General features: G+C 66.4%; 12 protein-coding genes and 1 tRNA gene. 5 read left to right on the top strand and 8 right to left on the bottom strand.

Annotation, left to right across the window (positions count from 1 at the left end):
- Positions 1-67 precede the first annotated feature (67 nt).
- From ABIE57_RS07195 to ABIE57_RS07175, 5 genes are all read left to right on the top strand, one after another.
- Positions 68-922: an SPOR domain-containing protein gene (locus ABIE57_RS07195; protein WP_354538325.1), complete on the top strand. Its 855-nt coding sequence runs from the start codon at positions 68-70 to the stop codon at positions 920-922.
- Entirely contained in the window at positions 898-1,926 is a 1,029-nt protein-coding gene (gene nagZ / locus ABIE57_RS07190) for a beta-N-acetylhexosaminidase (protein ID WP_354538324.1), read from the top strand. The genes ABIE57_RS07195 and nagZ overlap by 25 nt, the downstream gene beginning before the upstream one ends.
- Positions 1,919-2,710 carry a segregation and condensation protein A gene (locus ABIE57_RS07185; RefSeq protein WP_354538323.1) on the top strand — a complete coding sequence of 264 codons (792 nt, stop codon included), beginning with the start codon at positions 1,919-1,921 and terminating at the stop codon, positions 2,708-2,710. The genes nagZ and ABIE57_RS07185 overlap by 8 nt, the downstream gene beginning before the upstream one ends.
- A 52-nt stretch (positions 2,711-2,762) precedes the next feature.
- Positions 2,763-3,365 carry an SMC-Scp complex subunit ScpB gene (gene scpB / locus ABIE57_RS07180; RefSeq protein WP_454283726.1) on the top strand — a complete coding sequence of 201 codons (603 nt, stop codon included), beginning with the start codon at positions 2,763-2,765 and terminating at the stop codon, positions 3,363-3,365.
- A gap of 112 nt (positions 3,366-3,477) precedes the next feature.
- On the top strand, positions 3,478-3,663 hold the full coding sequence (locus ABIE57_RS07175) for a hypothetical protein (RefSeq protein WP_354538321.1): 186 nt from the start codon (positions 3,478-3,480) through the stop codon (positions 3,661-3,663).
- Positions 3,664-3,740: 77 nt separating this feature from the next.
- Here ABIE57_RS07175 and ABIE57_RS07170 read toward each other — a convergent pair whose 3' ends face one another.
- From ABIE57_RS07170 to ABIE57_RS07135, 8 genes are all read right to left on the bottom strand, one after another.
- Positions 3,741-4,814: a 2'-deoxycytidine 5'-triphosphate deaminase gene (locus ABIE57_RS07170; RefSeq protein WP_354538320.1), complete on the bottom strand. Its 1,074-nt coding sequence runs from the start codon at positions 4,812-4,814 to the stop codon at positions 3,741-3,743.
- A gap of 57 nt (positions 4,815-4,871) precedes the next feature.
- Positions 4,872-4,948 (bottom strand) — tRNA-Pro (locus ABIE57_RS07165).
- Positions 4,949-5,013: 65 nt separating this feature from the next.
- Positions 5,014-5,691: a MerR family transcriptional regulator gene (locus tag ABIE57_RS07160; protein ID WP_354538319.1), complete on the bottom strand. Its 678-nt coding sequence runs from the start codon at positions 5,689-5,691 to the stop codon at positions 5,014-5,016.
- 14 nt (positions 5,692-5,705) lie between these two features.
- Entirely contained in the window at positions 5,706-6,008 is a 303-nt protein-coding gene (gene ihfA / locus ABIE57_RS07155; RefSeq protein WP_354538318.1) for an integration host factor subunit alpha, read from the bottom strand.
- A gap of 107 nt (positions 6,009-6,115) precedes the next feature.
- Complete coding sequence (locus ABIE57_RS07150; RefSeq protein WP_354538317.1) at positions 6,116-7,090, bottom strand: beta-ketoacyl-ACP synthase III; 975 nt, start codon at positions 7,088-7,090, stop codon at positions 6,116-6,118.
- Entirely contained in the window at positions 7,087-8,217 is a 1,131-nt protein-coding gene (plsX, locus tag ABIE57_RS07145) for a phosphate acyltransferase PlsX (RefSeq protein ID WP_354538316.1), read from the bottom strand. The genes ABIE57_RS07150 and plsX overlap by 4 nt, the downstream gene beginning before the upstream one ends.
- A 24-nt stretch (positions 8,218-8,241) precedes the next feature.
- Positions 8,242-8,448, bottom strand: a complete 207-nt coding sequence (rpmF, locus tag ABIE57_RS07140) for a 50S ribosomal protein L32 (protein WP_354538315.1) — start codon at positions 8,446-8,448, stop codon at positions 8,242-8,244.
- A 154-nt stretch (positions 8,449-8,602) separates the two neighbouring features.
- Entirely contained in the window at positions 8,603-9,157 is a 555-nt protein-coding gene (locus ABIE57_RS07135) for a YceD family protein (RefSeq protein WP_354538314.1), read from the bottom strand.
- Positions 9,158-9,193: the final 36 nt, after the last annotated feature.

Genomic DNA, 9,193 nt, shown 5'->3' with positions numbered 1-9,193 from the left:
TCTTTCGGAGCAGAGCAGGCACATAATCCCCGGCGGCAACGTATCGCCGGAGAGCGAGAGGCAGAGCATGGCAGATTATCACGTATCCGGGGGCACCCCCGTGGATGGGCCGCGTCGCGCGTCGATGGCGGGCCTGACGAATATGGCAGGCGCGGTCATCTCTCTGGCGCTGATCGGCGGTATCGGCACCTGGGGCTATGGCATGGTGATGCGCGATGTCTCGGGCGTCCCCGTGGTGCGGGCGCTCGAGGGACCGATGCGCGAGGCCCCCGAAGAGCCGGGCGGCAGTCCTGCTGCCCATCAGGGTCTCGCCGTCAACGAGGTTGCGGGCAACGGCGCGGTAGCGTCTCCGCCGGATCAGGTGATCATCGCCCCGCAACCTATTGATCTGACGTCAAAAGATGTGTTGGCTCCCGCCCCGCCGCCCGCGCGGAGCACCCCGGTCGCGCGCCCGCAGCCCGCCGATGTGCATCTCGCCGTGGTGCGGGAGGAGACGGTCGAGGCCGCGCCCGCCCCAGAGGTCGCGCCGGTTCGGGCGGCCGCCGTCAGCGGTGGCCTGGGTCAGTCGCCGCGCCCCCGCACCCGCCCCGCGACCGCCGATCCCGTGGCCTTCGCGCTCGCCGCCGCCACCAGCGCTTCGGCAGAGGAGGTCGAGCCCGAGAGCCTGCCGCTCGGCACCCGGCTGGCCCAGCTTGGCGCCTTCGAGTCTGCCGAAGTGGCGCGCGCCGAATGGGCCCGGCTGAGCGTGCGGCTTGGTGACCTGCTGGAGGGTAAATCGCGCGTGGTGCAGCGTGCCGAAAGCGGAGGACGGACCTTCTACCGTCTGCGCGCCGTCGGTTTCGAGGATCTTGCCGATGCGCGCCGATTCTGCTCTGCGCTTCAGGCGGAAAAGGCCGAATGCATCCCGGTGGTCACGCGGTGAGCCGTTTCGGCGCCACCATTCTCGATGCCCAAGGTTATCGGCTAACCAACGAGGAAAAAGCGTTTTTTCGGGATGTGCGCCCGTTCGGGTTCATCCTCTTCGCGCGCAATATCGAGACGCCCGATCAGGTCCGCGCGCTGGTGGATGACTTGCGCGCGGCGGCCGGTCACGAGGCCCTGATCACCATTGACCAGGAAGGCGGGCGCGTGCAGCGCCTGCGCGCCCCGCACTGGCGCGACTGGCCCGCGCCGCTCGATCACGTGGCGATGGCGGGTGCGCGCGCCCCCGAGGCGATGTATCTGCGCTACCGCCTCATCGCCGCCGAATTGCACGCCCTCGGCATCGACAGCAATTGTGCGCCGCTGGTCGATGTGGCCGGGCCTGCCACGCATCCCTTCCTGCGCAACCGCTGCTATGGCGAGACCCCGGCGCAGGTGGCCGAGATCGGCCGCGTCGTTGCCGATGGGCTATTGGCGGGCGGCGTCCTGCCGGTGGTCAAGCATATTCCCGGTCACGGGCGCGCCACCGCCGATAGCCATCATGATCTGCCACGCGTCGATTGCGCGAAGAGTGATCTTCAAGATATTGATTTTGAAACATTCAAGGCGCTGAATGACCTGCCCATGGCGATGACGGCCCATGTTGTCTATGCCGCGCTTGACGACCTTCCAGCGACGCTTTCGCCTGCGGTCATTGCCGAGATCCGCGATGAAATCGGCTTTGACGGGCTGCTCATGACCGATGACATCTCGATGAAGGCGCTCTCGGGGGATCTTGCCATGCTCTCGCGTCAGGCGCTCACAGCGGGCTGTGACGTGGTGCTGCATTGTAACGGCACTCTGGCCGAGCGGCAGGCCGTGGCAGAGGCGGCGGGCGTGATGAGTGACACCGCACAGACCCGCGCCGAGGCTGCGCTCAGCCACCGCCGTCCCCCCGATCCGGTTGACATTTCCGCCCTCACGGCGCAGCTTGATGCGCTGACGGGCGGGCGGATGCATGGCTGAGGACGAGTTCGACGACGGGGCAAGACCGGTGGCGCTGGCGGACCGGCTGGCCGCCGAGGCGCTTATTGTCGATGTCGACGGGTTCGAGGGGCCGCTGGATCTTCTGCTGACCCTTTCGCGCACGCAAAAGGTTGATCTCAGGCGCATTTCCGTTCTGCACCTCGCGCAGCAATATCTTGCCTTCGTCGAGCGCGCCAAGGCGCTGCGGCTGGAGCTTGCCGCCGATTATCTCGTGATGGCGGCGTGGCTTGCCTTTCTCAAATCGCGCCTTCTGCTGCCCCCGGACCCCACCGAGGAGGGACCCTCGGGCGAGGAACTGGCCGCCCATCTGGCGTTTCAGCTCGAGCGCCTTCAGGCGATGCGCGATTGTGCCGCGCGGCTCATGGGGCGCGACCGGCTGGGGCGGGATTTCTTCGCGCGTGGCCTGCCCGAGGACATCACCCGCCGCCGCGAGACGCGCTATACCGCTACGCTGCTCGATCTCATGCAGGCCTATGCGCGCATCCGCACCCGCGACGAATTCCGCCCCTTCGTCATGGATCGCGACGCGATTTTCACAATGGAACAGGCGCTTGAGCGGTTGCGCGGGCTGATCGGCTTTGCCGGGACATGGACCGATATCGTGACCTATCTGCCCGAGGGGTTCACCGCCGATCCGGCACGGCGCCGCTCGGCCACGGCCTCGACCTTTGCGGCGGCGCTGGAACTGGTCAAGGAAGGGCGCGCGGAACTTCGCCAGTCCGAGACTTTCGCGCCGGTCGAACTTCGGCTGAGGGATCAATAACGTGCCTCAGGATATTGAGGAAAAAGAAGAAAGCGTGTTCGACGCTCCGCCCATGGCGGAGCAGGAACGCATGATCGAGGCGATGCTTTTTGCCTCGGCGACGCCGCTCGACACGCGGGAGATGGCCGCGCGGATGCCGCACGGGAGCGACCCCGCCGAGGCGCTGGTGCATCTGCGCAAACGCTACGAGGGGCGTGGCGTCAACCTTGTCAGGGTGGGAGATGGCTGGGCCATGCGCACCGCGCCGGACCTTGGCTATCTCATGCGCCGGGAGGTGGTCGAGACGCGCAAGCTGAGCCGCGCCGCGATCGAGACGCTGGCCATCATCGCCTATCATCAGCCGGTGACGCGCGCCGAGATCGAGGAGATCAGAGGCGTCTCGGTCAGTCGGGGAACCGTCGATCAACTTCTTGAAATGGAATGGATCAGGTTCGGTCGTCGCAAGATGACACCGGGGCGACCGGTGACCTTCGTCGTGACCGAGAGTTTTCTCGACCATTTCGGTCTGGAAAGCGCGCGCGACCTTCCGGGCCTGAAGGAGTTGCGCGATGCGGGATTGCTCGACAATCGCCCGCCGCCGGGGGCGCTGCCAATGGCGGGCGAGGACGATGACGACGAAAGCGCGCCGGGGCAGAACGAACTTTTCGAGGATTGAGCGGGGATATCCGCTGATTTTCACGGTTTTTTAGCGATTTCTTCGTAGCCTGCCCTCAAATCGGCATGTTTCGCGTCTATATGGAAACGGAGGCAGCGAGAGGAGCGGCGCAATGAACGCCAACCAGATGATCAACATGGTGATCCGCATTGTCATGCAGCGCGTGCTGCGGCAGGGGATCAACAAGGGTATTGATGCGATGTCGGGCAGCGGGACGCGCTCTGGCCCCGACGGGCGCAAGACCGCGCAGCGCACGCAGCAGGCCTTGAAGGTGGGGCGAAGGCTCGGTCGGTTCTGAACGCAGAGTCGCGCCTGAGGGCAAGGCCTCTGGCAGTGGTGTGATCGGCGGCGGGATTTGCGTGGCCTTTCCGCGCGTCACGCCTTGAAGTGTTTCGACAGCTTCAGGCCCTGCCCTTGATAGTTCGACGCGATACCAGCGCCATAAAGCTGATCGGGGACCTCATCCATGCGCTCGTAGACCAGCCGCCCGACGATCTGGCCATGTTCGAGCACGAAGGGTGCCTCATGGCAGCGCACTTCCAGAACACCGCGCGAGCCGCTGCCGCCCGCCGCCGCGTGTCCGAAGCCCGGATCGAAGAAGCCCGCGTAGTGCACCCGGAACTCGCCCGCCATGGCCACGAAGGGGGCCATTTCGGCGGCGCAGGCGGGCGGAATATGCACCGCCTCGCGGCTCACCAGGATATAGAATGCGCCGGGATCGAGGATGATATGGCCGGTCGCCGTGTGGACCTCCTCCCAGAAATCGGCCGGATCGTAATGGCCGATGCGGTCAAGGTCGATCACCCCGGTATGCGGCTTGGCCCGATACCCCGCCAGCGTGCCCTTGGCGGGGCGCAGATCGACCGAAAAGCCAAGCCCGCCATCGATCACCGCCGGGCCATCGACCAGCGGCGTCTCGGCATGCAGCGCGCGCAGCGTGTCATCCGAGAGCACGGCCTGGCCAGTGCGAAACCGGATCTGGTTGAGGCGCATCCCCGGCCGCACCAGAACCGAGAAGGATCGCGGGCAGATCTCGGCATAAAGCGGGCCATGATAGCCGGGGGTCACCCGGTCGAACTCGGTGCCGCCATCGGTAATCGTGCGCGTCAGCAGATCGAGACGTCCGGTCGAGGATTTGGCATTGGCCACCGCCTGCACACCCTCGGGCAGGGCCAGCCGTTCCATCAGTGGCACAAGATAGACACAGCCTTTTTCCAGCACCGCGCCGGGGCTGAGGTCGATCCGGTGCATCCCGAATTCCGTCAGCCTGTCGGCCACCGTGCGCCCCGCGCCGGTCAGGAACGAGGCCCGCACGCGGTAGGCCACCGCGCCAAGCCGCAGATCGAGGCTCGCAGGCTGGATCTGTTCGGGCAGGATCGCCGGTTCGCCCGCGATCGCGCCTCTCTCGATCAGGCCGCGCAATTGCTGGCTGGACAGAACGCCGGTCATCACATTGCCCCCCATGCAGGCCCCGCGGACCGCGTCTGGCGGGATCGTCGGCGATTTTGGTCGGGCTAGCAGGACTTGAACCTGCGACCTTCCGTCCCCCAGACGGACGCGCTACCAGGCTGCGCTATAGCCCGACGATGGGCCGTTCATACCGGTTTTGCGGGCAGGGGCAAGGGGAAAGGTGGAAATTTCGCGGGCCTTACGGCCCGGTGCCGATACGTGCCCGCAGGTCCCGCGCCAGGCCCGCAAGACGACGCGCAGCCGTGGCCGAAAGCGGGCGGGGCAGGGCCGTGAGACGCGAGAGCGGGCCGGGTTCGGCGGCCAGCGTATCGGACGGGTCATCGGGCAGATCGGGCAGGGGCAGCAGGGCCTCCGCCGCCGCCTCGGGCGCGTCCGGCTCCGCTGCGGGCTCGAACGGGGCGGCTTCGGCGCGCGTGTCGGCGTCAGACGGCCCCGTCTCGGAAGGGGCGGCAGGCTCGGGGGGCGGGTCCGCAGCCTTGGCCTGTCCCGGCCCTGGTTCCACTTGCGGCCCCACGACGCCACCCGGCGCGCGCGAAAACTCGAGAACCTGCGCGGTGCCGTCATGCGCCGTCGTCTCGTCTCCCCAATCGGGGGCGATCGCGCTTACGTGCTGCACGCCCTCTTCGCGCAGCAGTTTCTGAACACCCTTGATGGTCATGCCCTCGTCATGCAGCAGATGCTTGATCCCGGCGAGCAGGCGCAAGTCGGCAGGACGGTAGTAGCGCCGCCCGCCCGCGCGCTTGACGGGCTTCACCTGCGTGAACTTGCTTTCCCAGAACCGCAGCACATGGGCCGGCACGTCAAGCAGGTCAGCGACCTCGCTTATGGTGCGGAAGGCGTCGGCGGATTTGGCCATGCGCGCCCGTGTCCTCAGCTTTTGTTGCCGATGGCGACCCGGTCTTTCATCAGATGCGAGGGCCGGAACGTGAGCACGCGGCGCGGCTGGATCGGCACCTCTTCGCCTGTCTTGGGATTGCGTCCCAGGCGCGCGGTCTTGTCGCGCACCGAGAAGGTGCCGAAGGACGAAATCTTCACCTGTTCGCCGCGCGCAAGCGCGTCCGACATGTGGCCCAGAACGCTTTCGACCATCTGTGCCGCATCGTTGCGCGACAGCCCCACTTCGCGGAAAACCGCCTCGCTGAGGTCCATGCGCGTGAGTGTCTTGTTGGACATACCATCCCCGCTTTTTTCCGGGCAGTTTGCGGTGAAGTATTTTACAAGTCAATGTCAATGACTTGCGCGGCCCTTCTTCAACGCGGATTTTCGCGCGTCCGGGCGCGTTACCAGCGCAGAACCACCGCGCCCCAGGCCAATCCGCCGCCGATTGCCTCCGACAGCACCAGATCGCCGCGCTTGATGCGCCCCTCGTTGACCGCCACCGAGAGCGCGAGGGGAATCGATGCCGCCGAGGTGTTGCCGTGATCCTGCACCGTCACCACCACCCGCTCCATCGGCAGGTCGAGTTTCCTTGCCGTCCCCTGGATGATACGGATATTGGCCTGATGCGGCACGACCCAATCCACATCCGCCCCCGAAAGGCCGATCTTGCCAAGCGCCGTCTCGGCCGTTGCCGCCAGCTTTTCGACGGCCTGCCGAAAGAGGGCGTTGCCCTGCATCCTGAGCTTGCCCGCGCTGCCCGTGCTCGACACGCCGCCATCGACATAGAGCATGTCGCGGTAGCGCCCGTCCGAATTGAGATCGACCGACAGGATGCCTCGATCGGTAGTCTCGCCCGCGCCCTCCTGCGCCTCGAGCACCACCGCGCCCGCGCCATCACCGAAAAGCACGCAGGTCGAGCGGTCCGACCAGTCCATGATGCGCGAAAAGGTTTCCGCGCCGATCACCAGAAGCCGCTCGGCCTGGCCCGCCACGATCATCGCATTGGCGGTAGCGAGCGCATAGATGAACCCCGCGCAAACGGCCTGCACGTCGAAGGCAAAGCCGCGCGCCATGCCCAGATCGCTTTGCACCATGGTGGCGACCGACGGAAAGGTGAGGTCGGGCGTGGAGGTGGCAACGATGATCCCGTCAATGTCCGCAGCCGCGATGCCGGCATGGGCAAGCGCCGCGCGGGCGGCATGGCCGGCCATCTGCGACGTGGTTTCCCCCTCGGCGGCAAAGCGGCGGCGCTCGATCCCCGACCGCGTTCGGATCCATTCATCGGAGGTGTCGAGGGATTGCTCGAATTCGGCATTCGGCACGATGCGGGCGGGCAGGTAGTGCCCGACACCAAGCGGGACGGCGCGGCGGATCATGGAGTTGTGCCCTCCTCGGGGCCGGTTTCGTCGGGTCCGGTTTCGTCGTGCCCGCCACCCTGATCCTCGACCGGCGCGGCGGCGGCGACGCGGGCGGCAAGGCGCTCGGTAAAGCGCGAGTGCGCCAGTTCGAAGGCAAGCTTGATCGCCGAGGAGACGCCGGTCGCGTCCGCCGATCCGTGCGATTTCACCACCGTTCCATTCAGCCCCAGAAACACGCCGCCATTGGCGCGGCGGGGATCGACACGTTTTTTCATCCGTTGCAGGGAGGTATAGGCCAGAAGGGCCGCCAGCCGCGAAAGCGGCGAATAGTTGAACGCCTCGCGCAGCAGGTCGGCGATGAGCTTGGCAATGCCCTCGCCGGTCTTGAGCGCCACGTTGCCGGTAAACCCGTCGGTCACGATCACGTCGCAGATCGTGCCGGGCAGGTCGCGCCCCTCGACAAAGCCCACGAATTCAAAATCGGCGGCCTTGGCATTGGCGGCGATCAGGTCATAAGCCTCGCGCAACTCTGCGCGGCCCTTGTGTTCCTCGGTGCCGACATTGAGCAGGCCGATGCGCGGACATTTCAGCCCGAATCCGTTGCGCGCGTAGGAGGCCCCCATGAGCGCGTATTGCATCAGGTCCTTGGCATCGGCGCGGATATCGGCGCCGCCATCGAGCATGATGTTGTGCTCTTGCGGGTTCTGCGACGGCCACATCACGGCGATGGCCGGGCGATATATCCCCGGCAGTTTGCGCAGGCGCATGACCGACATCAGCATCAGCGCGCCTGTATTGCCGCAGGAGACGCAGACAGATGCCTCACCCGCGCGGACCGATTCGAGGGCCGACCACATCGAGGTGTCCCGCCCGTGCCGCACGATCTGGCTGGGCTTGTCGTCCATGGTGACAGTGCGGGGCGCGTCGCGGATCTCGACCCGGTTCACCAATTCCGGTTTGCGCGTGACCAGCTTTTCAAGCGTGTCACGCGGCCCGTGGAGGATAAAGCCTATATCGGGATTCCTGGATGCAGACCGGGCGATCCCCTCGACAACGGCCGACGGCCCCTGATCGCCGCCCATGGCGTCAACCGAGATGATGATGCGCTCCGCGCCGCTCCCGCCTTGATCGCTCTGAGCGCCCATTCAGCCGCTGCCCCCCGTTCTCGTTCAGGCGGCGTCGTCTTCCAGGTCGATTTCTTCCACCATGGCCACGACTTCGCGTTCGGCATAGTGGCCGCAGGACGCACAGACGTGGTGCGGGCGCTTCAACTCGCCGCAATTGGCGCATTCGTTGGGGTTGCTCGCCACGAGCGAATCGTGCGCACGGCGCATGTTGCGACGCGATTTCGAGACTTTGTTCTGTTGGACGGCCATGGTGCCACCTCAATTCCTAAGGGGCCAATCGGGCCCTGTTTCACGGGTGTTCGCGGCTCATAATCCTGACTGAGCCGCCGGTTCAACCCCAAATTCCGATGAGAGCGCGAAAATACAGAGATTTGATGCCGGGGCAAGCGATTCTTGGGGTGGTTCAGCCCTTGTCGCCGCTGTCGAGCTTGTCGCGCAGCGCCGCCAGCCCGGCAAAGGGGCGGGCCTCTTCATCCGCCATCGGGATCACGCCTTCGGGGGCGGCGCGCACGGCGCCCAGTTCGGCCCCGTCGCTTCGCGGAAACTGCGGCAACGCCAGCGCCAGCGCCTCGGCCAGAAGCGCATGAAGGTCGAGCACCTCGGGCAGGGGCTCGAGCGTGTCATCCTCGGGCATCTCCACCTCCTCGCCGGGGGCGGGTGCGCGCTCGTCCGGGGTGTAGCGCCGCGTCACAGGCTCGTCGATGCGGGTCGTGACCGGATCGAGGGTCACGACACAGGGCTGCACCACCGTCGCACCGAGCGTGGCGGTCAAAAGCCAGTCCCGCCCGCCGCTGGCGGCAACCTCGCCCGACAGGCGCAGCTTGCGCAGGTCGAGAAGGCCGAGCGCCTCGGCCAGCCTGCGCCGGGCGGGTGCATCGGGCACGATCTCGAAGGCGGTCGGCTGGCGGCCGAAGCGGGCGAAGGTCAAAAGGCCGGTCGGCGGCGTATCCTGGGGCATGGCGGGCGCGTCTTCCATTCTTGAAACTGACAGGCG

This window comes from Roseovarius sp. MBR-6 (genome assembly GCF_040547525.1).
Lineage (GTDB): Bacteria > Pseudomonadota > Alphaproteobacteria > Rhodobacterales > Rhodobacteraceae > Roseovarius.
This window is presented reverse-complemented; position numbering and strand designations above follow the sequence as displayed.

What these genes read in the sequence shown, in the direction of transcription:
- rpmF (WP_354538315.1), bottom strand. Translation starts at nt 8,448, where the DNA reads ATGGCCGTCCAACAGAACAAAGTCTCGAAATCGCGTCGCAACATGCGC.
- ihfA (WP_354538318.1), bottom strand. Translation starts at nt 6,008, where the DNA reads ATGTCCAACAAGACACTCACGCGCATGGACCTCAGCGAGGCGGTTTTC.
- ABIE57_RS07135 (WP_354538314.1), bottom strand. Translation starts at nt 9,157, where the DNA reads ATGCCCCAGGATACGCCGCCGACCGGCCTTTTGACCTTCGCCCGCTTC.
- ABIE57_RS07195 (WP_354538325.1), top strand. Translation starts at nt 68, where the DNA reads ATGGCAGATTATCACGTATCCGGGGGCACCCCCGTGGATGGGCCGCGT.
- ABIE57_RS07170 (WP_354538320.1), bottom strand. Translation starts at nt 4,814, where the DNA reads ATGACCGGCGTTCTGTCCAGCCAGCAATTGCGCGGCCTGATCGAGAGA.
- nagZ (WP_354538324.1), top strand. Translation starts at nt 898, where the DNA reads ATGCATCCCGGTGGTCACGCGGTGAGCCGTTTCGGCGCCACCATTCTC.
- scpB (WP_454283726.1), top strand. Translation starts at nt 2,763, where the DNA reads ATGGCGGAGCAGGAACGCATGATCGAGGCGATGCTTTTTGCCTCGGCG.
- ABIE57_RS07175 (WP_354538321.1), top strand. Translation starts at nt 3,478, where the DNA reads ATGAACGCCAACCAGATGATCAACATGGTGATCCGCATTGTCATGCAG.
- plsX (WP_354538316.1), bottom strand. Translation starts at nt 8,217, where the DNA reads ATGGGCGCTCAGAGCGATCAAGGCGGGAGCGGCGCGGAGCGCATCATC.
- ABIE57_RS07160 (WP_354538319.1), bottom strand. Translation starts at nt 5,691, where the DNA reads ATGGCCAAATCCGCCGACGCCTTCCGCACCATAAGCGAGGTCGCTGAC.
- ABIE57_RS07185 (WP_354538323.1), top strand. Translation starts at nt 1,919, where the DNA reads ATGGCTGAGGACGAGTTCGACGACGGGGCAAGACCGGTGGCGCTGGCG.
- ABIE57_RS07150 (WP_354538317.1), bottom strand. Translation starts at nt 7,090, where the DNA reads ATGATCCGCCGCGCCGTCCCGCTTGGTGTCGGGCACTACCTGCCCGCC.